Here is a 23,309-nt window from a genome sequence, read left to right as displayed (position 1 = left end):
ATAAAAAATAAACAATTAATGAATTTGATAAAATTAGATTTTACTACCACTATTAACTTAGATGAATTTATTGCTTCCTGGTCTAAACTATACTCTTATCCTTTAGAGTATAAGTACTCTAATTCAATTCACAAAGACGAGTTTGATGAAGATGACATCAAAAGTTTATTTGAATGGAAAAATGGTATGAATTTGAGTACCGCTAAGAATGATTCATTAGAAAATAAAGTACTTTCAAAGATTAATATTATTAATGATCTTAAAACGCAGAAAAATCTTGATTTAAAAACTTTTAAAGTAGAGTTTTATAATTTATCTGCTGTATGGAAGATTTTCTTACTACATGTTATAAAACCAAATGAGTATCCCATTTATGATCAACATGTCCATAGAACCTATCTTTTTATTAATGATCTTGATTGGTCTAATATTTCTAATTCGTCTATAAGTAATAAAAATAAAGAGGCGTTTTATTTTAATGAGTATTGCAAATTCATAAAAAAAAGTGATTTTAAAGATTTAAGAGCAATGGACAAAGCATTCTTTGCCTTTGGTCAGTTTTTAAAAAAGTATGGAGATGTATTTACAACTTCTTAGTACCCTAAATTAACTATAAGCATGAGTTCCAGACCACAAACCATAAAAATCTTCTTGCCAGACGGTTCACCCACCAGCATAAAAGAAGCGGAGATTACTAATCGGTTGGTAAAAGCCTTGTTATTCCCCCGTAATAAATTACAGGAGGTTGCAAAACGGGATTTGATACATTTTACTGGAGTATATTTTCTTTTTGGTAACAGTGAAGAGGATGCTAAGTCTATTGTATATATCGGAGAGGGAGAGGATTGCTATTCACGCATACTAAGTCATAACAGATCTAAAGATTTCTGGACACACGCTGTGGTTATTGCCACAAAAACTGATGAATATACCAAGACAGATGGTAAATTCTTAGAATACTACTGTATAGAGCAGGCGCAACATATCAATAGATACGAGTTGGATAACAATACAGGTTCTCGTAAACCATCTTTATCAGAGAGTAGAGAGTATGACCTGCTAGATAACTTTGAAACTATCAAAGTCTTATTAGCTACGCTAGGCTATCCTATATTTGAAGAAAAGCGTAAATCAAAAGATAAAAAAGAGTTGTTCTACTGCCAGATTAATGATGCCAATGCTACAGCGGAGTTAACAGACGAAGGGTTATTAGTACATAAAGACAGTATTTGTTCTTCCAAGACCCACGGCCAAAAAGATGATTGGGCAGCAGGATTACGAAAAAAACTCTTAGAGCAAAAGGTTATAATCCAAGTGGGCAATAATCTTGTATTTCAATCAGATCATATCTTTAATTCTCCAAGTACAGCGGCAGTTACGGTATTGGGCCGTAGAGCTAACGGTTGGACAACATGGAAAGATAAACAAGGTAGAACCTTAGATGAATTAAAAAGAAAATGAGACTATTTACCTATTGTATTCCAGTAGACGATGGCGCTGCACCCAATCCATTTTTTGGGGTCTGTACCTTGGCAATTTGTAAACCGAGAATCCGATCAGTTGCCGAGATCGGTGATTGGGTCGTAGGTTTAGGTTCTAAAAATGTCAATGGTAAAGACTATTCTGGTAAAGTAGTATATGCTATGAAAATAACAGATGTCAAAACTTTAAAAGAATACGATGAATATTGCAAAACATATTTACCTAAAAAAATACCCAACATAACACATTCGGATTTTAGAAGAAGATTAGGAGACTGTATTTATGATTATAGTAATAAAGAGGTTTTACAAAGAGCTGGAGTTCATAATAAGAATAATATAAAAACAGACCTTGGAGGTAAAAATGTTCTATTATCTACGCACTACTATTATTTTGGAGATCAGGCTATAGATTTAAAATCTAATCTAAAGCCTATTATTCATCAGGTGCAGGGTCATAAGTCTAACGCTAATAACCCATATATGAAAGATTTTATTGATTGGATTGAAACTATTGACAAATCAGCAATGCTAAATGCCAAACCACAGTTAGAAATAGATTTCTCTGATCATAATTGTGTATCCATATGTGCTGATAAGCGAGAAGAAGAGGGTAAAGTAGATAAAGAATGTTCACCCATTTGCTAGCTATGCTTAACTTTTTTAAAATAGGTAAGACGCTAAACGGTATAGAAATAGGCACAACACTTTCTAATCTTATAACTGCTCTAGGTGAGCCTACAGAAATAGTTGGAGATCATCAAAATGGATATGTGTATTATGAATACTATAGATATGGATATACAAAGAATATTATCACTGAACTGTCTATAGAATTCCCACTCATTGAGACACCAATCCTTCTACAAGATGTTGAGTATAAGAAATATGACATTTCATTATTTGAGGACTTCTCTCTAGATCAAGACACTCAACTTCATGAATTAATCAGACTACTAAATCACCTACAGCTGGATTGGACGTCAAAAAATGAAATTGATAAAGATCACGTAATCATAAGGCTAGACAATGGCCTTAATATTGTTGGTGATTTAAGTGAAGGGTTTATAGTAAGAATAAGTATAATGAATGGATTTAAAAACTAAACAATGAAATTAGAAAATACCAAACAAACCTGGCAAGGATCATTTAGCTACTTAGAGGACCATTCAAATTTAGTGCAACATATCGAAGTTCCCTTTATTATGCAGATTGAAGAAAAAGAAGGATCTTTTTTCGGTACTTCGGTAGATGACGAATCAAAAGAGGTGTTTGATCAACCCGCTATGGTTACTGGTTTTTTTGAAGAAAATATGGTTAGTTTTATACTTAAGTATCCCTACAGCTATTATAGAAATGAAGAAGGTGTACTTATCGTTGATAAAAACAAGGAGCATCCTGATATCCACTATACAGGGTTTTATGATCCGGACTCACAAGATTTTCAAGGTAATTGGGAGCTAGTGCTTGATAAGATATTCTTTGGCAACGATTATCTTGAGGAAGTCTTACAAGGTCCTTTTGAAATGAAAAGGATAAAATAAATTATAGTTATAAATAGGATTTAGCAATCAAAGTACATCTTCAATGCTAAGAAATTATAAAATCTCTAAATTACAATACAATGCAAACTAAGCACTACTTAATAATTTTACTCTTTATAAGCAGCTATGGCTCACTACTAGCCTGTACCTGCAGCCCAAAAGAAAACCTAAAAGCATCCGTTACCAAGCATTACGATAGGGCAGACGTCGTATTCACCGGCGAGGTCATTAAAATCGAAGACGCCCAAAAAACTCAAAGGCAATCATCCATGGATGTCATTCGATATACCTTTAAGATTACTAAAATATTTAAAGGCAATACAAAAGAGGATACCATTACCGTAAGTTCTTTTCGCGGTAGTTCGGCTTGTGGTTATTCTTTTACCAAAGGTAAGGCGTATGTAGTGTATAGCTCTTATATGTCCATCAACAACAAACAATTCTTACAAACCGATCTCTGCACCCGGAATCAAGTCTTATCATCCGTGCAGCGCAAGGAGATCCGACTGCTGCGCCGCAAATCCAAACAGTACGCAAAGCGTAACGCAGACTACTAGGGCTATAGATGTAGTGTAGTGTTCTTTAGGAGGTATAGACACACACCCAAGAATTGCTAACAAATTGTAAAATTATTGGTATGATAGGTTATATGTATATATTAGAATGTGCTGATGGTAGCTACTATACTGGGAGTACAAAAGATATTGAAAAAAGAATCGCAGAACATCAAAATGGCTTAGGAGCCAATCATACCAAAAAGAGACTACCGGTAACTTTGGTATATTATGAAAAGTATGATCGTATCGATACCGCTTTCTACAGAGAAAAGCAAGTTCAAGGTTGGAGTAGGGCCAAGAAAGAAGCATTGATTAAAGGAGAAGTCGATGAATTACATAAATTATCAGAATGCCAGAACGAAACACATTGGTTAGAACGATATTCCTCCGCCTTCGACTGCGCTCAGGCATCGGAGCAAAATTCGAACCCTGAGCGCAGTCGAAGGGTGAACAATGAAAACGAAAATCAAGCGGTCACTGAGCCCTTCGACACGGCTCAGGATAAACTTAGTCGAAGGGTTGGGCGATGCAAAAAAGAATATAAATTCTAATAAAGTAGAAGCATCTTCACTAATGGATCCTAGTCTGCACTGGGATGACAACTGTTTTTGTTTAATCGTATATAATCCCATCAAGGGGATAGGAGTACCAGGCAGACTCCCTTCCTTAGCAAGGAAGGGTTGGGGATGGGTGTTTTGTATGCTTCATCAAAAAGGGGAACCTATAATGAATTAAAACAATTATCAACTACTAATGGGTCTCGATACAACCTGCTACGCAACCCACTCGACTTGACATGTTTAGTAATTAGTACAAAGTAGGTAGTACTAAGTAAGTAGAATAAACAGCTTAAGCTTTGAACCCGAGTTGAAAAATCGAAGTATCATCTCAGTAGCTCAAATACTCATAAACTCACATGCTCACGAACTAATAACTAGGTCTCGATACAACCTGCTTCGCAGCTCACTCGACCTGACAGTTCAGTAATTTGTAGTAAGTAGTAAGTAGTAAGTAGTAAATTAGGAGTTAAGAGTTAGGAGTTGCGTAAGCATTAATCCACAGTTTCAAGGCCTCACAGACTCACATACTCACAGCCTCACATACTCACAGCCTCAACGACTCAACCTAATTACTTATGGCTTTTGGCTCTAATCTAATGTCTTTCACTTTAAACTTTTACATTTTGCGTGTTACATTTAAAAATTCCTAGTGCATAAGAGCTATGTTCCTAAAGCCTAAATCAGAAATTGAATAAAAAAAACTAACCCCCGAAAACTCAGCGGTTAGTTGTTTAAAGGCGATAATTTCATTACGACTTACAGAACGATATAAAATCATTGATCGGTCCTGGTTCACCATCTCCAGTGGTAAGTTTTACGGTGGCCGAAAGCGTTATAGTGTAGGCACAGGGCAGCAAATCCTTTACGGATTGACCACTTGGCGTAAATTGCAATTGAGTGGTGCCAAAAGTTTCAGGTTCAGACATTAGGCTGATTGCGGGAAAGCTAAAGTTTTGCCCCGGTTTTTTTGGTCCTACGATACTCAAGGCGACACTGCCAAGGTTTTCGTGTCGTGCAGTATATCTTACATTAAGATCTTCCGTAATTTTATTACATCCGGTAGACCCCGAAAGGATTTCGTCAATATCTACCGATACCGCAGCCACTTGATTGCTTGCTGTGCTTGGTGCCCAACTACCGTGTTTATTGACGTTGTCATAGCGTACATTAAATAGTGCTATAGCTTTAGAAGTACCGGCAACAACTTCGGATGCTGGATTATTTTCTTCGCGTTGTTTCATACGGATCGCCACATACTCATTCTGCCTGCGTGGATTGGTAGCTGTGGTGGCACTACCAATTGTTGCGGTGGGTGCACTCATATCTATATCCGGTCGGGTATCAATCAGATTGGTATTGATCCTAAGAATTTCAGCATCTTGATGTGCCTCAAAATTAGCATTCTGTGGTACCTTGATCCAATCTCCATTGTAGGTAACCTCCGTTTTTCCGGTACCCACAGGATTGATATACACCGGTTCTTTCACCACCGGATTCATAGGATCACTGGTTAGGGTGATTAAATTACCAATCACCGTTTCGGGTATCATATTGTTTTTTACTGGTAACCAACCGCTAGCACTCAACGGTGTAGTAGGTGTAGCTACTTTTTGATACTCAAACAAATATTCCATCGGCTGATTGTTCAATCTTTTGGTGAGACTACCAATCATAAATACCGAACCATAAAAGGCATATCCCTCAAATCCAGTGCGCTGTGTTTTACCATTAGCACTATTGATTTCACTTTGAATTCCAATCTTGCGTGTACGACCAAAATGGGTAAAGGAGGCTGGGATAGGTACATCTGGTATGTCAATAGTATCCAGGCATAATTGAACACATAAGCAAGGTCCTACATTATTGCGCTTATCTGATGGTTTTTCAAACGCAATCGGCGTTCCTGCCAGCTCCAATTTAAAATACACATCCGGTCCACTGTTAAAGGGAGGAAAAGGTGTTTCTACATTGATTACAGGAGACAAGAATGTCTTTTTAAAATCGCTACTGGTGTAATCAATTCTAAAATGTCCTGAACCATCCGTTACCGCGCTGCCTAAGGTATCATCAGTGATCCAATCATCATCCATAGCAATAACAGTAATCCCTGGGATAGGTGTGTTTTTTTCTTTACAATTTAAGAGTCTACCACAAATCACCCAGGCGTCAAATAGCTCGCGTATATGACACCAAAAACGACTTTGTATACAATACTTCCAATTAAAGATAAGGTTGTCTTGATCATCCTGTGTCCATCGAGGTTGAACAGTGGTTATTGTAAATTGAATAGGGTCTCTATCTTTGCTTTTTTGCTGATAGACTCTATGGGTTACGATATCAATAGTTAATGGACCATCATATTGTTCATTGCCCTTAATCACTGTGCTATAGTCTCCGTTTTCATCAATTTTAGCTTCAGCAACCAACAATTTACTTTTGACTTTGATTTCTTTTTCATCTAAGATCCGAATCGTTTCTTTAGGATCAGCGGCAACGTGACTTAGTATATCACTGTTGATGTTATCCACGCGATAAAAACGTATTACAGAACCTAGTAACGGTTCTTTACAATCCTTACATAATGCCCCGGTAAGGTTTCCTTTAAAAATAATTCCCATGATACTGGTTTTAAAAGTTAATTAGTGTTTGTTTATTTACATAATTCATGGAGATCTATAGTGCTAAGTAGGTGATTGTAAAAGTAATAGCATTACCGGCTTAAGGATAGGGGTGTATACCCCATTTAGGAAGAGGGGATTCACTTTTTTTAGTGTAAAGGAAATCTTCAGTCGGTGAAGAGGCGTAACATTTCGGAAGCTTTGCTACATCACAACTTAAAGCATTTTTAAAATCTGAAAATCTGAAGAAACAGAAAATTTAACATTCTATTTGTTTACCAAAAAGGAGAACCGGGTAGTATTAAGTGCGAAGTAAGCAGTAGTTATTGACGAGAAAAATATTGAATTCTTCAATTGTCAACCTCAAACTAAAAACTAAAAACCGAAAACTCACATACTCACATACTCACATACTCACATACTCACAGACCACAAACCACAAACCAGAAACTACTCCCTGTTAAACGTGGGTTAAAACCGCTGTTTTCCTTGTAAAATCAATGGTTTCATCGTAAATTATAAATATGGAAAAAATACTAGTAGTCGGTGCAACAGGCACCACCGGAAATAACGTCATTAATGAATTGTATAATCATCAAAACTACGAACCTGTGGCTATGGTCCGTAAACCTGAGCAGCAAACACAGTTTGAGCAAAAAGGGATAAAAACGGTACTGGCGGATTTATCAGAAGAGGTGACCAACACCACCGAAGGAGTGGATAAAGTGATCTTTGCAGCAGGGTCGAAAGGAAAAGCCTTGGATGCGGTAGACCGAAAAGGTGCTATGAAAATGATCGATGCTGCCAAACGCCACAAAGTAAAAAAGTTTGTGATGCTAAGTTCTATTGGAGCGCATAACCCACAGAAGGCAACTGAATTACGAGAGTATTTGCAAGCCAAAAGAGATGCGGACGAATATCTTGGCAACAGCGGATTAGATTTTACCATTGTACGTCCAGGTGCATTGAGTAATGATACACCCACCGGAAAAATTAGAATTAGTGAATACCTTGATGATCGATCTGGGTCAATACCAAGAGGAGATGTAGCCAAAGTGCTTGTCCACAGCTTAGATCAGGATGTCGCCAATCGTGAGGTATTTGAAATCCTCAATGGAGAACGACGTATTGAAAATGTATTACAAACTGAAGAAAGCATCTAAAAATAGGCTTCACACAAGCAAAACACAAAAAGCATCAAGAATGTATCTTGATGCTTTTATTTGTTGGTACTTTATAAATTGATACGTTGCTGTTTAGGATATTTTACCCGATAGGAGAAGGATTTTGATACCTTTTCTTTGGGTTGCAAGGTCAATTTCCATTGTAGGATACCCGTATCCGAAGTATAGGTTGCCGTACCGGTAACTAGATCATCTACCTTGATTTCTTTGTCTTGTGAAACCGGTATTCTATCCTCAATGATAATTGATACCGCTTTTGTTGTATTATTTTTTAATTGAATTGAATAGGCTTTATCCACGATTCTATTGGATCCCATAAATGAGGTTGCTTTTTGATTCTTAAGTTCTTCGCGTTTGATAACGATGGAAGGATCTACACCCATAGATACGGTTAAACTGTCGGCAATGGCTATAGGGTCGATATAGGATTTGCCTGCATAATTACCGTTGAAATATACTTTGGCTTCACCTGCCAGTAGGTCTAATTCTTCCCAGTTCTGAATAGATGCGGTCAGAAATACATTTTCATTGAGCTCTGGTGCCGCATAATACTCATAATGGGCAGCTAGCTCATACTGATCAATAGCAACATGCGTAGATTCGTTACCTGAGGGTATCGAATATTTATTCTTCAATACGAAAGATTTAGCAATTAAACTTTCTGTAGTGGCCGCAACATCCTGAAAGTTCTCTAAGTTTTTCGCTTCTTTTTCTTTTTGATAGCGAGAACGACTAGAATACGAATAACCAGTAACTACAACTTCCTCTAAAAGTTCATTATCAGATTCCATTCGAATTGGCATATGGGATGCATAAATAGGAAGAGTTACTGTTTGAAAACCTAGATAGGAGAAGACTAATTCTTGTCCGGTGTAATTATCAAGGCTATACTGCCCATTACTATCCGTTTGCGTTCCTGTTGTGGTACCCTTGACCACTACATTTACACCAGGTAGGGGTAGACCTTGTTCGTCAGTAACCACACCGCTTACCCGTTTTACCAATGGGTTGTATTTATAGGCATAAGATGCTTTTGCTACACCTCGCGTATACCGGCCATAGGTGAAATTTAAAAATTTTGGTGCAATGATTGGCCTGGTGGTATTCATATAAGGATCTGCTGTGGATAAAACCAGGTTGACATCGTTCCAATCCGTACCCGATAATTGATATACGGTAGCTTTATAGGCTAAGGATAAGGGTTGATCAACCGTAGTCGCCCTGAGTTCATATCCTGGCACCCAACCTGCCCCGCTTACAATATAACCGATTCCCAAACTTAGTTGGGTCTGCTGTTGAGCCTGTAATTCAATTATAATTTCGCCTCTTTCTTCTTCTGCTTGTGTACGAGCTTTATTCTTTTCGAGGGTTACATCGTTTATCGTATTGCCCAGCTTATCCTTTTGTAGTGCTATATCATATTTCTGCTGTTCAATACTTTTAATGCGCTCACTGTAGTAGGCCGCGATGTCTTTTACTTGTTGTAAGGATAGGCTTTGGTCATTCCCTTTTAATTGTTGGTTGTTTTGATACAACTGTAGCTCTTGTTCCAATCCTTTCAACTCACTTTCAAGTGTATTAAATTGTTTGTTCAACAGCAGTAGTTCCTGTTCTAATTGCAGATATCGATCAGAAAATGCTTTTTTCGCCATGGCATTTTTAGCAAACGAAATGGAAGTAACCGAGGTGTTTTTTAAACCAGTAAGTTGAATGCTATTTTCATCTACTAAAGGCGAAAGACCTGTTAAAACGATAGTGTTTTGTCCGCTAAGCAGATTCAACTTGGCCACGCGTTCGATTTTGGCCGCACTTAGGTAGACGGTAACTTTTTCAATGGTTGAATTGGGTTGTTGTATTTTGGTGTTAGCGTGTAGGGTTAAGGAAATCAAACCTATTAAGAGTAAGATACGTTGCATAGTGAGTATTTTAAAGTTTTATACGCACAAAGAAGTACGTATTACTCGAATACTGCAATGGCTAATGCGTGAATGCTCCTTTTTGGTTAGGCAACTAGGTATCATAAAAAGAATTATGCAGAAAGAAGCATAAAGATATGGTGAGGTGAGGTGACGTTCTTAATTTTGAAGACCATACTGGCATGAATAAAGCTTAACTATTAAGATATATAGCCAAAAAAAAACAGCCTCCCTGATTAGGAAGGCTGATGTGTTACCAAATGTCCTGAGCTTAACCTCTACAGCTATGGCTAGGATCTAGCGTTTCTTCACATACCGGAATTAAAAATGTGTTACCGTTGTTGAATGCGGTTTGCATGCATTTGTTCACAGCATCACAGATATCAACATCCTTGCTACTACCGTTAATTGATTTTAATTCCGTTCTTGAAATTTGAAATTTCTTAAGCTCTTTAAGAGTCATCATGTGTTAGGTTTTAAATGTTAAAATGTGACCCAAAACTAAAAGAACAATTTAAAAATTAAAAAGCTTTTACTAACTATTTTTACTTGTATAATGTAACATTCTCAGCTTCAGTAAGTACCTCCTGAAGATTTTCTGATTCGTCTTCAGATGTTGCACTAGCTATAGGTTCCTCTATAGGTTTATCATTTTTTACCTCAATAAATCGTTCAACCTTATCCATTTCGGCTTCTTCGCCAGAAAAATAAGGAAACACATCCATAATAGGAGATTCTGCAATCGCTGGGATCGTATAATCACCCATTGTATTTTGCATCGCTTGATTGGTATTGTCAAACGCCTCTTTTACATCATTAGCTTGTACCAACAGATACATATTCGACTTTCGCTCCTTACCACTTTCTTCGTCATAAGCTATAAGGGATACTTTGGACTTAAACCAACGGTCCGAATTCTCGAAAGGATGGATCTCGGCATAATTGGCTACTTTGATATTAGTGATTTTAAATTCATCACTAATATATGCGGACATTTCTTCAGTTATTCGTTGTTCTGCCTCTGTATAAGACATGGCATCCACCAAATACGGTTCCGTAGTCATTTTTTGAACTCCGTTATCATCAGTTTTTCTGTATTTGATTTTACACTCGTACCATATTGCACTCATAATTCATTTGTTTTTGGGTGGCCAAAAATATAATTATTTACACAGCTTGCTTGTGGTTTATCAAAGAAGATATTCACAAAACCGAATCCCTCTTTTGATCTTAAAAAAAAGGGCTATAATTGAGTAGGTTAGGGTAGCTATTCAGAATTAAAATTCGTATCTTTAATAGTATAAATAAGTAACACAATCACTTTTATTATGGCATCAAATGATATCCGAAAGGAGTACCAAAATGGAGATCTTACCGTGGTTTGGAAACCAGGAAAATGTATACACTCAGGGATATGTGTGAAAACCTTACCCAAGGTGTACCACCCAAAAGAAAAGCCCTGGATCAAACCTGAAAATGCAACAAAACAACAATTGATTGATCAGATTGATACATGTCCTTCTGGGGCGTTATCCTACGAGTTATATAGTTAAAGGGATAGCCTTGCGTTTAGGATGGTGAATGTTAGAATTAACGCATCGTATTTCAATCAATATAAATAGGAAATGAACACATTTTTTTAGGAATAAAATATATTTTAAAATAAATATTTGTTTAACCCTTAAATCCTAGACATATGAGTTTATTAAGAAGAACAGCAGGATTATATCCTAGCTTTATGGAGAATTTTTTTGACGATGAGTGGTATGGTCAGAAAAATATGATCGATACCGGAACTAAAGTTCCTGCGATTAACATCAGGGAACTAGACGACAACTTTGAAATTCAGGTGGCAGCACCGGGGATGAATGAAGACGATTTTGATATCAGTATTGAAAATAGCACCTTGACCATTGCAGTAGAAAAAAGAACAAGTAGCGAGACCAAAGAAGAGGATAAGTATACCAGACGCGAGTTTAACTACACCAGCTTTAGTCGTTCGTTTACACTACCAGACACGGTCTTAGAAGATGAAATTACTGCAGAATATGATCAGGGAGTACTAACCCTTGCTATCCCTAAAAAAGAAGAGGCTAAACCTAAACCACCAAAAAACATCAAAGTGACCAAGAAACGTCAACTTGCTGGTAAAGAGTTTTCGACCAACTAAACAAATCAGTAGAAAAAGCTGTATAACCTATGCAAAACGCATAGGTTATTTTTTTTTGTAGATAGTTTGTTAAAAACTTCATTTTCGATTCCATTAAAATTATAAGTACTTTGCCATCGGAAAAAAAGGGACTATTGGAACAAAGCGACTCAAAAAAAGTAAAGAAATACAATCGCCATAATTTTTTTAAAGACACTTATTGTGTATTTAAAGGCGCTCCATTGTATAAAATCGTAAAACGAAAACCTAACTATAAAAGCGAATCGGGTAGTAGCTACTACTATACAACCAAAGGGGTGTATCGCTTGGCAAATCACTGGGGTAGAGCAGCCACCTGTCATTGGCGACTGGACTCTGATTATCCTGCAGAATTTGATGATCTTAAATTAGGATTTGCGGAGTGGGAAGACTTTAGAGAAAATCTAACCACCGAAGACGCTTATTATATCGTAGTAGATTTTGAGGATAAGAAAGTTTCTTATATGCATAAGGATAATCCCGCATATGATGGCGTAGCAGTACTTCGCACTGCAGATGCCACTCGTAAATTGATCAAACAGATTAAAAATCTACTCGAAACTTATAAATGGGCAAAGTATTATGAGTATGAGGATCTGGAGGAATTTAGAAAAGAAGTAATTACCAAACTCATCACAACCAACATTACCTTAAACGAGCTACGACGCGAGTTGGTGTAAAATCATCTCATACTATAATATACTAACTTTGCGTATTGGATTCTAAATTTTATGAAACCCTAATCCAGATCTAATATCAAATTCAATCTTATTATACCTAGCGGGGATCGGGTATAGGTACAATTTAAACTATGTAGTATTTGTTCTCTTTTCATTTTAAAAATAACCAACGGAACAATAAGATTGATTTTCTTCAATACTAACTAATACTCTTATATTATCATTCAAACTAGTACTATTAATAAGCTGTACATTTAGAAGTTCTTTTATACTTATCGGTTCTTTCTCATTAATAATGATTTTGCTTTTGTTTTTTAACAAATCAATATAAGCTAGTGAATTTTTATTTTTTACATCATTTACTATATAATATAATCTTATGCCTGGAACTTCACCTTGAGAAAACTCGAATACATAATTTTCATTTTTTATCTCAATAGTAATTTCCTTTCGTAGAACTTTTTTAATATTTGATAAGTCTTCAGGTTTGATTTTATTTAGAATATCTATGAGACTTCTTTTTCTATACTCTTCTAAATAATAAGTTTTGCTTAGACAATCTATAAATAGCTTCTTTAAAGACTCTCCATTAATAGCACTACTTGAGTTTAGTACTGAATTTTGATTGTTACAGCTAGTTACTAGATAAATTATAGCAAGAATTTTAAATATTTTCATAAGTATCGTTTAATCTCTCTTCTAATAGAGCTAGTGCGGATGTAAAATCCGTACGTGGATTAATAGTTATCGTTTTAGAATACAGTTCACCTAATAAATTTTAAACGAGATGCCGCAAGGAAAATAGTTCCATGCTGTCATAGTTCTTGCCCTATACTAAGCACCAGGCAACGGAACATAGGTGTCGTCTTCAGGGACGGCAGGAAATTCTTTGTTAATCCAACGTTGTTTGGCTTCTTCTAATTTTTCTTTGCTATGCGACACAAAGTTCCAAAACATATGCCTTTCTTCTTCAAAAGGGGTGCCACCAAACAAAAAGATATGGGTATCCGCGTGTACCTGAAGCTCACATAAATTTTCCGTTTTAGAGACTAGCATATTACCTGCTTTAATTTCTTCATCACAGGCCGTTACACTTCCGGTCACCACACAGACACCTATTTCGCCTTCTAATTGATCTTGAATCCGAAGCGCATATGATGCTTTCGTTTTAAGCTCTACCATAAACAACTCAGAATGTACGGGTAGGGGAGACTCTCGATCGAATCCTTTACCTGCAACTAAGGTAAATTCCGTGTCTCCATCTTTCCACTTTGGTAATTGAGAAGCATCGAGATGATGAAATTCGGGTGCAATGTCTTCTTGGTCCTTTGGCAATGCCACCCATATTTGATAGCCGTGGGCTGTAAACGATCGACCATCTCGCAACTCTTGTGGCGTGCGCTCGGTATGGGTTACCCCTTTACCCGCTACCATCCAATTCACCGAACCCGGAGCAATGCGTTGTACTGTACCCATACTATCCCGATGCATCAGTTCGCCCTCGAGCATAAAAGTTAAGGTGGATAAACCAATATGCGGATGCTGGTCAATATCCATATAGGCACCAGGCTTTAGTGTTGATGGGCCCATATGGTCAATAAATATAAAAGGTCCGACCATTCGCTTTTTTCTAAAGGGTAATAACCTACCAACCAAAAAGTTACCGATATCTCTACTGCGTTCTTCAATAATTAAGCCCTGATTTGACATAGCGTACTTTATTTTATTACCAGTTAAAAATACACTTTTAGCCAAAACAAAACGTTAAATAGATACTAAGAAGGAAGTATTATTTTAGTATCTTTTCAAGCAAAACACACGCTAACCCACAACCACTATGGATTTATTTTCGTCGTATAATGTCATTATCGAAGTATCCCTCATCATCATCTTATCGTTTATTTTTAATGGTATTTCAAAGAAAACCAATATTCCTGCGGTACTTATGTTAATCATTCTTGGGGTGATCATTCAATATGTAATTAAAGCCGTTGGCAGTGCAGCAGACCCGATTGATTTTTTTCCGGCATTAGAAGTTCTGGGCATTGTAGGACTGATTATGATTGTGCTCGAAGCAGCGTTGGAATTAAAATTAAAGCGCGATAAGCTGATCCCTATTCTAAAAGCATTCACAGTAGCGCTAATTGGCCTCATTGCTAGTACCTTTATAGCAGCTGTAATTTTAAAAGCCCTTATCGAAGGAATGACCATGCAATCGGCCTGGTTATATGCTACGCCTTTATCCATATTATCTAGTGCGATTATCATACCTAGTGTAAGCGGATTAGCAGAAGCGAAAAAAGAATTCCATATCTATGAAAGCACCTTTTCGGATATTTTAGGTATTATGATGTTTTATTTTTTGACCGGTAGATTAAATCCAGCGGAAGATGGTGGAGTAGTGGGTTTTGCCTTTAATATAGTGCTCACTATTGTCATCTCTTTAATCGCTAGTTATGGTATTATTTTAATTTTTCAACGAATCAAAAGTCAGGTTAAACTGTTTTTGCTTATTGCGGTACTCTTATTACTCTATGCTTTAGGCAAAAAGATGCATTTATCGTCTTTGATTATCATTCTTATCTTTGGATTGGTCATCGCTAATATGAAATTATTCTTTCGAGGACCTTTGCATAAATTCTTACACTTCGAAAAGGCAAAATCAATCTATCATGAGTTACACGTTATTACGGCAGAAACGGCTTTTGTAGTGCGTACTTTATTTTTCGTAATTTTTGGTGTTACCATCGCGCTTTCTTCTTTATTAAATTTAAAAGTAACCTTAATAAGTTTGTTAATCATTATATCGATTTACCTGATTCGTTATGGAATACTTCGTGTATTTTTTGGAAAAGATATCAGTCCGCAGGTATTCATAGCGCCTAGAGGATTAATTACGGTATTGTTATTCTATGCCATCCCAGAGGAGGCCTTAATCCCTGGTTTTGAAGCCGGAATATTGCTATTTGTTATTATAGCTACCAGTATCATCATGACATTAGGGATGATTAGGGACAAAAAGCAACAAGCGATGCAAGTAGCCACATCGGATAACTTAGCATCGCATTTGGTAGATACCACTACGGATATAGACGATATATCTGATGAAAACAATGCACCAAATACCCAAGAAGATCTGTTAGGTGATGATCCACACGAACATTAAATGAAGGGTAATGTTGATCCATAACACTGGGATTGTTTTATAGGATTAATGAAAAGGGTTTTCCTTTTTTATTAAATATTCATTAATTCCTATTGTTTTTAGCAGTATCGCCTCGCTTATGTTATGATATTTTCATAGCTTTAACAGGAGTAAACACAATTTTCATCATAAAACTCATTTCTCTTGTTCTATGCATATTATTCATACTAGTTTTGAATGTTATCCTGTCGCAAAAGTAGGAGGGCTTGCCGATGTGGTAGGCGCCTTACCAAAGTATCAAAATCGTTTGGGTCACCAATCGCACGTAATTATGCCCTTTTATGATACAAAATTTACAAGAGACAACAGTTTTAGTATATACTTTCAAGGGTCCTATACAGTAAATGCAAAAGAAGTTGCCTATACCATCAAAACACTTGAAAATACAGGCTTAGGCTTTGAAATCTTTTTTGTAGATATACCGGATTTACTCTTTAGACCCCAAGTATATTCTTATCCCGATGATACCGATAGATTTTTAGCGTTTCAATACGCTGTCTTAGATTGGTTAATAAACGGTCAATCCCAATCCTATGACCTTTTGCACTGTCATGATCACCATACCGCATTGCTCCCTTTTTTAATGACAAGTACCGAAGAATTCAAGGCATTAAAAACTATACCCACCGTACTCACCATACATAATGCACAATATCAAGGTCATTTCGGGTTTAACGAAATAGCGAAATTCCCTGCGATTACAGACGAAGCCAAAGGACTCCTAGATTGGCATGGCAGTATCAACCCTTTAGCGGCAGGTATTAAATGTGCCTGGAGTGTAACAACCGTTTCGCCTAATTATATGAAAGAACTGAAAAAATCAGCCAATGGTTTAGAAGATTTATTGCAGAAGGAAAGTAAAAAATGTACTGGGATTTTAAATGGAATAGATACGGATTTTTGGGATCCGCAGAACGATGCTATGCTTATTAAAAATTTTAGTTCTCGAAATCTCACAGCAGGTCGAGGAAAGAATAAAGAATGGCTGTGTGAGCATTATGACCTGGATCCGGAGCGCCCCTTATTCGCTTTCATTGGTAGATTGGTAGGAGAGAAAGGAGCAGACTTACTACCAGCGATAGTAGAGGAAACATTAGCTATAACTCCAGAACCGGTACTCTTTATTTTAGGGTCTGGACAAACAGAAGTAGAGCAACAATTATTGAAGTTAAAAGGAAGGTACCCCAAACGCTACAACACGTATATCGGGTATGATGAAGAATTATCGCATATCATTTATGGAGGAGCTGATTTTCTATTAATGCCATCTCGGGTAGAGCCTTGTGGACTCAATCAAATGTATGCCTTGCGTTATGGTTGTATTCCTATTGTAAGACGAACAGGAGGATTACAAGATACGGTAGTGGATATCGGAGATAATGGTTTTGGCATTTGTCATGATCAAGCCTTAGTATGGGATGTCTGTTATTCCATTAAACGTGCGGTTTCCTTATATGAGGATCAGGAACAGTTCAAAAAAATTCAGAAAAAAATAATCAAAATCGATCACTCTTGGGATCGGTCAGCAGAGGAATATATCAACTTATATCAATCTCTTAAATAACCAATATGATCAACAAAAAAGTTTTAGCGATTATCCTCGGAGGAGGGCAAGGTACAAGACTATCACCCTTAACGGACCAACGTTCTAAACCAGCGGTTTCTATAGCTGGGAAATATCGATTGGTAGACATTCCAATTTCTAATTGTATACACTGTGATATCAAACGCATGTTTGTTTTAACGCAGTTCAACTCCGCTTCTTTAAACCGGCACATCAAGGATACCTATGTATTTAGCAGTTTTAGTGAGGCTTTTGTGGATATCTTAGCAGCAGAACAAACGCCGGATAATAAAACCTGGTATCAAGGTACTGCAGATGCCGTACGACAATCGTTACACCATTTATTGAATCACGAATTTCAGTATGCACTAGTTCTATCGGGGGATCAATTGTATCGTATGGACTTTAATCAAATGCTCAAAGCACATATTGATAAAAAAGCAGATATCAGCATCGCTACCTTACCCGTAAATGCTAAAGATGCTACCCAGTTTGGAATTCTCAAAACGGATACTGAAAGTTTTATTTCCTCGTTTACCGAAAAACCTCCTTTGGATAAATTACCGGGTTGGGAGTCCGAGGTAAGTCCTGAAATGAAAAATGAGGGTAGAGAATATCTCGCCTCTATGGGGATTTATATATTTAGCAAAAAACTATTGATCGAATTGTTAGACAAAACTGATACCGTAGATTTTGGTAAAGAAATTATTCCCCAGTCTATTGGTAAACGCAAAGTATTAGCGTATCAATATGAAGGATACTGGACCGATATTGGTACGATTCATTCCTTTTTTGAAGCTAATATTGGGTTAACGGATAATTTACCACAGTTTGACCTGTTTGACACCTCGCACACTGTACTTACCCGTCCAAGGATATTGCCTCCTTCCAAAATTTCGGGTACAAAAATTACACAATCGATGATCGCAGATGGTTGTATTATTAACGCCTCAGAGATTGAACGGTCTGTGATAGGTATACGATCTCGTATTGGTGCAAATAGTATCATTAAAAACACCTACGTTATTGGAAGTAATCGTTATCAGGATCTAGAGGAAATGAGTCAGGATCAAGAAGAAAACACACCTCATATCGGTGTTGGCGACAGTTGTTATATCGCCAATGCTATTATTGACAAAGATGCGCGTATTGGCAACAATGTAGTGATCAAAGGTGGTGAGCATCTTCCGGATAGGGAGGATGATAAAATCGTGGTTAAGGATGGGGTAGTGGTCATTCGTCGACGCGCAGTTTTACCTGATGGATTCGAATTAACCTGAATTGTATGTATTCGAGCAAGATAACTACTTCTTAAAATTATTATTGATCTAAAACCAATTATGAGTAACGTACAGGTACACAGTTTATTTACAGATTTTGATATTAATCTTTTTAAAGCAGGTAAGCATTATCGGCTTTATGAAAAAATGGGATCACATATCATAACTCATAATGGTGTACAAGGTACCTATTTTGCAGTTTGGGCACCTTCGGCTAAAAGTGTGTCTGTTATCGGTGATTTTAATTATTGGGATGATAAGCAACATCAACTGCACGTAAGATGGGATAAATCTGGCATCTGGGAAGGTTTTATACCGCACGTGGGTAAAGGCAATCTGTATAAATATAAAATATATTCACATCATAGAAACGTTATCACCGAAAAAGCAGATCCTTATGCTCGGAGATCAGAACACCCACCAAAAACGGCTTCTGTTGTTTGGGAGGATGATTATCAGTGGCAAGATACCCAATGGATGCAAGATCGGCATAAACATAACGCTATCAATGCTCCGTTTTCAGTGTATGAGGTGCATCTTGGATCCTGGAAAAAAAAGATAGAGGAATACCGTTCTTTATCCTATACCGAATTGGCAGATGAACTCGTAGCTTACGTCAAGGAAATGCAGTTTACCCACGTAGAGTTAATGCCGGTAATGGAATATCCATATGATCCATCCTGGGGCTATCAGATAACGGGGTATTTTGCACCCACGGCAAGATTTGGATATCCCGATGAATTTAAACTCCTGGTAGATAAGTTACATCAGGCGGGTATTGGAATTATACTAGATTGGGTACCCTCACATTTTCCTGAAGATGCACATGGACTTGGTTTCTTTGATGGTTCGCATTTATACGAGCATCCTGATAAACGTAGGGGTTATCACCCAGATTGGAAGAGTTTGATATTTAACTATAGCCGCAATGAAGTAAAAAGTTTTTTGATCAGTAATGCTATTTTTTGGTTAGATCAATATCACGTGGATGGGCTGAGAGTCGATGCCGTAGCTTCGATGTTGTACCTGGATTACTCAAGAGATGAAGGAGAATGGGAACCGAATAAATACGGCGGTCGCGAGAATTTAGAGGCTATTGAATTCATGAAAGAGCTGAACAAGGAAGTCTATAGTAGCTACCCTGATGTGCAGACCATTGCTGAGGAGTCTACTTCTTTTTCTATGGTTTCTAAACCCACTTTTGAGGGTGGATTAGGGTTTGGAATGAAATGGATGATGGGCTGGATGCACGATACGCTCATCTATATGGCCAAAGAACCTATTTATAGAAAACATCATCAAAATGATTTAACCTTTAGCATGACCTATGCTTTTACAGAAAATTTTATGCTACCCTTATCCCACGACGAAGTAGTGTATGGTAAAAAAAGTATAGCATGTCGGATGCCAGGTGATGAATGGCAACAGTATGCTAATTTAAGAGTGTTGTACAGTTATATGTTTACCCACCCAGGCACCAAATTATTATTTATGGGAGCAGAGTTTGGACAACGAGAAGAATGGAATTTTCAGCAGCAATTGGATTGGTACACGCTAGAGTATGATGTGCATAAAGGAATTCAACAATTGATAAAAGATTTGAATGTACTCTATAAATCCCGACCGGAATTGCATGAACTTCAATTTGAGAGAACTGGGTTTGAGTGGATTAACTATAGCGATGCTGAAAACTCCGTACTTTCTTATCTGCGTAGGGATAGTGCAGGTAATTATTTAGTAGTATGTTGTAATTTTACACCAATACCTAGATCAAATTATCGAATTGGGCTTCCGGATAAAGGTTTCCTCAACGAAATTTTAAATAGTGATGCCCAAAAATATGGAGGTGGAGGTATAGTGAATAAAAGCAAAATTAAAATTGAAAAGAAGGATTGGAACTATCGAAATTTTTCAGCAGAGATAGCAATACCTCCTTTAGGAGCAGCTATCTTTACACTGGAGAATAAATAAATAGGAATAGTTTTCTATAAGGTGGTAAAAAGAAGGAAACCCTAACCAAGTTTATCCTTTTGATTGCCGTTTTATAATGCTAATAACTTAGTACGAAAACTAGTTTTACTATGCTATTTTTATCGTTTTTTTACTTATACTAAGATAACCAACTATGATAACTAATACAGAACTTGAACACAGAGGAAATTTGTTTCCAGGTAAAGTGATTTCGTTTTCACAAAATGTAGACAAAATCAATTTTACTACCGAAAATGGTGTTATTCTTCAGATCACCATTTTGCGCGGAAGCGTTGTTCGCTTTCGATTTGCCACCGATGATAATTTCGAAAAGGATTTTTCCTATGCCATCAGTGAAGATGGTGCCCGCGGCTATAGCAAACTTGAAGTAACCGAAAAGGTGAATCAATATGACATTATTACGTCCAGAATTAAAATCGTCATCAATAAAAATGACCTCAAGGCAACCATACTAGATCTTGAAGGCAATGTAATTTGTAAAGATGATTGGGGATTCCACTGGGAACAGAGTTATGAATTTGGGGGTAATATTGTAAAGATGAGTAAAAGTGCTCCCCAGGGCGAGTGCTATTACGGTCTAGGAGATAAGCCTATGCATTTGAATTTAAAAGGGAAACGAGTTGAAAACTGGGCTACCGATCAATATGCATTTAGTAAAGATCAAGACCCTATCTATAAGAGCGTTCCGTTTTATGTAGGTCTCCACGAAGAGCGTGCTTATGGTATCTTTTTTGATAATACATTTAAAACCTTTTTTGACTTTTGCCACGAACGAAGAAATGTAACTAGTTTTTGGGCACACGGAGGAGAAATGAATTACTACTTCTTCTATGGTCCAAATATGCAAGAAGTTATTACGCGTTATACCGATCTTACCGGAAAACCCGAATTGCCTCCCTTATGGGCCTTAGGATATCATCAGTGTAAATGGAGTTATTATCCTGAAAAGAAAGTAAAAGAAGTTACTTCTAAGTTCAGAAAACTTAAAATTCCTTGTGATGGAATCTATTTAGATATTGATTACATGGACGGATTTCGTTGCTTCACCTGGAATAAAGAATATTTCCCCGATCCTAAGCGTATGGTCGCAGAACTGGCCGAAGATGGTTTCAAGACGGTGGTAATTATAGACCCAGGCATCAAAATTGATAAAGACTATTGGGTGTACAATGAAGCTATGGAAAATGATTACTTCTGTAAAAGAGCAGATGGCCCGTATATGCGCGGTAAAGTATGGCCTGGAGAGTGCTTTTTTCCAGACTTTACCAACCCTAAAGTTAGAGAATGGTGGTCTGGTTTATTTAAGGAGTTGATTGACGAAATCGGCGTTAAAGGCGTTTGGAATGATATGAACGAGCCTGCCGTAATGGAAGTACCAGGAAAAACTTTTCCGGATGATGTACGCCACGATTACGACGGTCACCCGTGTAGCCATAGAAAAGCGCATAACATATATGGAACACAAATGGCTAAAGCTACATACGAAGGCGTTAAAAAGTTTGCCTACCCTAAGCGACCATTTATCATTACACGTTCCGCTTATTCTGGTGCACAACGCTTTACGTCCTCCTGGACAGGCGATAATGTAGCTACCTGGGAACACCTTTGGATTGCTAATATACAGGTGCAACGTATGTGTATGAGTGGCATGTCATTTACAGGTACAGATATTGGTGGTTTTGCTGAACATCCCACGGGTGAGTTATATGCACGCTGGATACAATTGGGTGTCTTTCATCCTTTTTGCAGAACGCATTCCTCAGGAGATCACGGCAACCAAGAGCCCTGGACTTTCGGGGAAGAGATCGTTGATGTTACCCGAAAATTCGTGGAGCTGCGCTATCAATTATTACCGTATCTCTATACCATGTTTTATGAATATGCAGAAGAAGGTATCCCGATGTTGAAACCTCTGGTTTTATATGATCAATTAGATACCCAAACCCATTATCGTACCGACGAATTTATATTCGGGAATCAGATTTTAGTATGTCCGGTTCAAGAGCCTAATGCCAAAGGCAGAAGAATGTATATTCCACGGGGGAATTGGTATAATTACTGGACAAGAGAGTACATCAAAGGTGGCTTAGAACATTGGGTGGATGCAGACCTGGATTGCATACCTATGTTTATCAAAGAGGGCTCCATAATTCCTAAATATCCGGTACAACAATACGTAGGTGAAAAGAAAATTGAACAGCTTAATTTAGAAGTATATTATAAATTAGGAAACAAAGAAGTTTCCAAGGTGTTTGAAGATGCCCAGGATGGCTATGATTATATGAAAGGTCGATTTAGTTTAAGAACGTTTTCGTTTACCGGGAAGGAGAATGAGATCATCATTCAACAACACAAAAATGGTACGTTTATAACTACGTATGAAACCTTCAAAATTGAGTTTATTGCCTTACCTTTTACTATTGGAGAGATAGAGATTGATAATGAGGTAGTTCCTTTAACAAAAGTCAATTTTGATGCAAAAAATAACACCATTGTGGTCCCTAAAGGTTTTTCAGAATTACATATCACGGCAGTATAGG

At 37.2% G+C, this 23,309-nt stretch carries 22 protein-coding genes; 16 read left to right on the top strand and 6 right to left on the bottom strand.

Annotation, left to right across the window (positions count from 1 at the left end; genetic code table 11):
- The first annotated feature begins 18 nt into the window (after positions 1-18).
- The 7 genes from EV197_RS11825 (at position 19) to EV197_RS11795 (ending at position 4,133) form a co-directional block, all read left to right on the top strand.
- Complete coding sequence (locus EV197_RS11825) at positions 19-597, top strand: hypothetical protein (protein ID WP_130286968.1); 579 nt, start codon at positions 19-21, stop codon at positions 595-597.
- 21 nt (positions 598-618) lie between these two features.
- On the top strand, positions 619-1,461 hold the full coding sequence (locus EV197_RS11820; protein ID WP_130286967.1) for a GIY-YIG nuclease family protein: 843 nt from the start codon (positions 619-621) through the stop codon (positions 1,459-1,461).
- Positions 1,458-2,129 (top strand): Nmad2 family putative nucleotide modification protein, encoded by a 672-nt coding sequence (locus EV197_RS11815; protein ID WP_130286966.1) that lies wholly within the window; start codon positions 1,458-1,460, stop codon positions 2,127-2,129. Before EV197_RS11820 ends, EV197_RS11815 begins: the two co-directional genes overlap by 4 nt.
- Positions 2,111-2,587 (top strand): hypothetical protein, encoded by a 477-nt coding sequence (locus EV197_RS11810; protein WP_130286965.1) that lies wholly within the window; start codon positions 2,111-2,113, stop codon positions 2,585-2,587. Before EV197_RS11815 ends, EV197_RS11810 begins: the two co-directional genes overlap by 19 nt.
- A gap of 3 nt (positions 2,588-2,590) precedes the next feature.
- Positions 2,591-3,025 (top strand): hypothetical protein, encoded by a 435-nt coding sequence (locus tag EV197_RS11805; protein WP_130286964.1) that lies wholly within the window; start codon positions 2,591-2,593, stop codon positions 3,023-3,025.
- 80 nt (positions 3,026-3,105) lie between these two features.
- Positions 3,106-3,582, top strand: a complete 477-nt coding sequence (locus EV197_RS11800; protein WP_130286963.1) for a hypothetical protein — start codon at positions 3,106-3,108, stop codon at positions 3,580-3,582.
- A gap of 80 nt (positions 3,583-3,662) precedes the next feature.
- Entirely contained in the window at positions 3,663-4,133 is a 471-nt protein-coding gene (locus EV197_RS11795) for a GIY-YIG nuclease family protein (protein ID WP_130286962.1), read from the top strand.
- A gap of 758 nt (positions 4,134-4,891) precedes the next feature.
- Here EV197_RS11795 and EV197_RS11790 read toward each other — a convergent pair.
- On the bottom strand, positions 4,892-6,760 hold the full coding sequence (locus tag EV197_RS11790) for a hypothetical protein (protein ID WP_130286961.1): 1,869 nt from the start codon (positions 6,758-6,760) through the stop codon (positions 4,892-4,894).
- A 524-nt stretch (positions 6,761-7,284) separates the two neighbouring features.
- Between EV197_RS11790 and EV197_RS11785 the strand changes: the two genes are divergently transcribed.
- A complete protein-coding gene (locus EV197_RS11785) occupies positions 7,285-7,923 on the top strand; it encodes an SDR family oxidoreductase (protein ID WP_130286960.1) in 639 nt (212 codons plus the stop codon).
- Between the two features lie 71 nt (positions 7,924-7,994).
- On the opposite strand, the gene EV197_RS11780 is transcribed toward EV197_RS11785, so the two are convergent.
- From EV197_RS11780 to EV197_RS11770, 3 genes are all read right to left on the bottom strand, one after another.
- The gene (locus EV197_RS11780; protein ID WP_130286959.1) at positions 7,995-9,860 is read right to left on the bottom strand and encodes a mucoidy inhibitor MuiA family protein; all 1,866 of its coding nucleotides are present in this window, start codon (positions 9,858-9,860) and stop codon (positions 7,995-7,997) included.
- 271 nt (positions 9,861-10,131) lie between these two features.
- Positions 10,132-10,326, bottom strand: coding sequence for a hypothetical protein (locus EV197_RS11775; protein ID WP_130286958.1), 195 nt, complete (start codon positions 10,324-10,326; stop codon positions 10,132-10,134).
- A 79-nt stretch (positions 10,327-10,405) separates the two neighbouring features.
- A complete protein-coding gene (locus tag EV197_RS11770; protein ID WP_130286957.1) occupies positions 10,406-10,990 on the bottom strand; it encodes a DUF4494 domain-containing protein in 585 nt (194 codons plus the stop codon).
- Between the two features lie 198 nt (positions 10,991-11,188).
- On the opposite strand from EV197_RS11770, the gene EV197_RS11765 reads away from it, so the two are divergent.
- The 3 genes from EV197_RS11765 to EV197_RS11755 all read left to right on the top strand — a co-directional run bounded on the left by EV197_RS11765 (position 11,189) and on the right by EV197_RS11755 (position 12,728).
- Positions 11,189-11,413: a (4Fe-4S)-binding protein gene (locus EV197_RS11765; RefSeq protein WP_130286956.1), complete on the top strand. Its 225-nt coding sequence runs from the start codon at positions 11,189-11,191 to the stop codon at positions 11,411-11,413.
- 143 nt (positions 11,414-11,556) lie between these two features.
- On the top strand, positions 11,557-12,030 hold the full coding sequence (locus tag EV197_RS11760; protein ID WP_130286955.1) for an Hsp20/alpha crystallin family protein: 474 nt from the start codon (positions 11,557-11,559) through the stop codon (positions 12,028-12,030).
- Positions 12,031-12,164: 134 nt separating this feature from the next.
- Entirely contained in the window at positions 12,165-12,728 is a 564-nt protein-coding gene (locus EV197_RS11755) for a hypothetical protein (protein WP_242610722.1), read from the top strand.
- Positions 12,729-12,884: 156 nt separating this feature from the next.
- On the opposite strand, the gene EV197_RS11750 is transcribed toward EV197_RS11755, so the two are convergent.
- Positions 12,885-13,406 carry a hypothetical protein gene (locus tag EV197_RS11750; RefSeq protein ID WP_130286954.1) on the bottom strand — a complete coding sequence of 174 codons (522 nt, stop codon included), beginning with the start codon at positions 13,404-13,406 and terminating at the stop codon, positions 12,885-12,887.
- Positions 13,407-13,562: 156 nt separating this feature from the next.
- Positions 13,563-14,438 carry a pirin family protein gene (locus tag EV197_RS11745; protein WP_130286953.1) on the bottom strand — a complete coding sequence of 292 codons (876 nt, stop codon included), beginning with the start codon at positions 14,436-14,438 and terminating at the stop codon, positions 13,563-13,565.
- Positions 14,439-14,565: 127 nt separating this feature from the next.
- Between EV197_RS11745 and EV197_RS11740 the strand changes: the two genes are divergently transcribed.
- The 5 genes from EV197_RS11740 (at position 14,566) to EV197_RS11720 (ending at position 23,308) form a co-directional block, all read left to right on the top strand.
- Positions 14,566-15,894 carry a cation:proton antiporter domain-containing protein gene (locus EV197_RS11740; protein WP_130286952.1) on the top strand — a complete coding sequence of 443 codons (1,329 nt, stop codon included), beginning with the start codon at positions 14,566-14,568 and terminating at the stop codon, positions 15,892-15,894.
- Positions 15,895-16,084: 190 nt separating this feature from the next.
- Entirely contained in the window at positions 16,085-17,497 is a 1,413-nt protein-coding gene (locus EV197_RS11735) for a glycogen synthase (RefSeq protein ID WP_130286951.1), read from the top strand.
- Positions 17,498-17,502: 5 nt separating this feature from the next.
- Positions 17,503-18,777 (top strand): glucose-1-phosphate adenylyltransferase, encoded by a 1,275-nt coding sequence (locus tag EV197_RS11730; protein WP_130286950.1) that lies wholly within the window; start codon positions 17,503-17,505, stop codon positions 18,775-18,777.
- Between the two features lie 60 nt (positions 18,778-18,837).
- Complete coding sequence (gene glgB, locus EV197_RS11725) at positions 18,838-20,748, top strand: 1,4-alpha-glucan branching protein GlgB (RefSeq protein ID WP_130286949.1); 1,911 nt, start codon at positions 18,838-18,840, stop codon at positions 20,746-20,748.
- A gap of 154 nt (positions 20,749-20,902) precedes the next feature.
- Positions 20,903-23,308 (top strand): glycoside hydrolase family 31 protein, encoded by a 2,406-nt coding sequence (locus tag EV197_RS11720; protein ID WP_130286948.1) that lies wholly within the window; start codon positions 20,903-20,905, stop codon positions 23,306-23,308.
- Position 23,309 lies beyond the last annotated feature (1 nt).

It is taken from the genome of Aquimarina brevivitae, from assembly GCF_004216895.1.
GTDB classification, from domain to species: Bacteria; Bacteroidota; Bacteroidia; order Flavobacteriales; family Flavobacteriaceae; genus Aquimarina; species Aquimarina brevivitae.
The sequence above is the reverse complement of the archived record's forward strand: the minus strand, read 5'-3'. Positions and strand labels throughout refer to the sequence as shown.

Bases quoted from the DNA above. Each gene is read 5' to 3' on its own strand.
- EV197_RS11825 (WP_130286968.1), top strand. From the start codon at position 19: ATGAATTTGATAAAATTAGATTTTACTACCACTATTAACTTAGATGAA.
- EV197_RS11820 (WP_130286967.1), top strand. From the start codon at position 619: ATGAGTTCCAGACCACAAACCATAAAAATCTTCTTGCCAGACGGTTCA.
- EV197_RS11815 (WP_130286966.1), top strand. From the start codon at position 1,458: ATGAGACTATTTACCTATTGTATTCCAGTAGACGATGGCGCTGCACCC.
- EV197_RS11810 (WP_130286965.1), top strand. From the start codon at position 2,111: ATGTTCACCCATTTGCTAGCTATGCTTAACTTTTTTAAAATAGGTAAG.
- EV197_RS11805 (WP_130286964.1), top strand. From the start codon at position 2,591: ATGAAATTAGAAAATACCAAACAAACCTGGCAAGGATCATTTAGCTAC.
- EV197_RS11800 (WP_130286963.1), top strand. From the start codon at position 3,106: ATGCAAACTAAGCACTACTTAATAATTTTACTCTTTATAAGCAGCTAT.
- EV197_RS11795 (WP_130286962.1), top strand. From the start codon at position 3,663: ATGATAGGTTATATGTATATATTAGAATGTGCTGATGGTAGCTACTAT.
- EV197_RS11790 (WP_130286961.1), bottom strand. From the start codon at position 6,760: ATGGGAATTATTTTTAAAGGAAACCTTACCGGGGCATTATGTAAGGAT.
- EV197_RS11785 (WP_130286960.1), top strand. From the start codon at position 7,285: ATGGAAAAAATACTAGTAGTCGGTGCAACAGGCACCACCGGAAATAAC.
- EV197_RS11780 (WP_130286959.1), bottom strand. From the start codon at position 9,860: ATGCAACGTATCTTACTCTTAATAGGTTTGATTTCCTTAACCCTACAC.
- EV197_RS11775 (WP_130286958.1), bottom strand. From the start codon at position 10,326: ATGATGACTCTTAAAGAGCTTAAGAAATTTCAAATTTCAAGAACGGAA.
- EV197_RS11770 (WP_130286957.1), bottom strand. From the start codon at position 10,990: ATGAGTGCAATATGGTACGAGTGTAAAATCAAATACAGAAAAACTGAT.
- EV197_RS11765 (WP_130286956.1), top strand. From the start codon at position 11,189: ATGGCATCAAATGATATCCGAAAGGAGTACCAAAATGGAGATCTTACC.
- EV197_RS11760 (WP_130286955.1), top strand. From the start codon at position 11,557: ATGAGTTTATTAAGAAGAACAGCAGGATTATATCCTAGCTTTATGGAG.
- EV197_RS11750 (WP_130286954.1), bottom strand. From the start codon at position 13,406: ATGAAAATATTTAAAATTCTTGCTATAATTTATCTAGTAACTAGCTGT.
- EV197_RS11745 (WP_130286953.1), bottom strand. From the start codon at position 14,438: ATGTCAAATCAGGGCTTAATTATTGAAGAACGCAGTAGAGATATCGGT.
- EV197_RS11740 (WP_130286952.1), top strand. From the start codon at position 14,566: ATGGATTTATTTTCGTCGTATAATGTCATTATCGAAGTATCCCTCATC.
- EV197_RS11735 (WP_130286951.1), top strand. From the start codon at position 16,085: ATGCATATTATTCATACTAGTTTTGAATGTTATCCTGTCGCAAAAGTA.
- EV197_RS11730 (WP_130286950.1), top strand. From the start codon at position 17,503: ATGATCAACAAAAAAGTTTTAGCGATTATCCTCGGAGGAGGGCAAGGT.
- glgB (WP_130286949.1), top strand. From the start codon at position 18,838: ATGAGTAACGTACAGGTACACAGTTTATTTACAGATTTTGATATTAAT.
- EV197_RS11720 (WP_130286948.1), top strand. From the start codon at position 20,903: ATGATAACTAATACAGAACTTGAACACAGAGGAAATTTGTTTCCAGGT.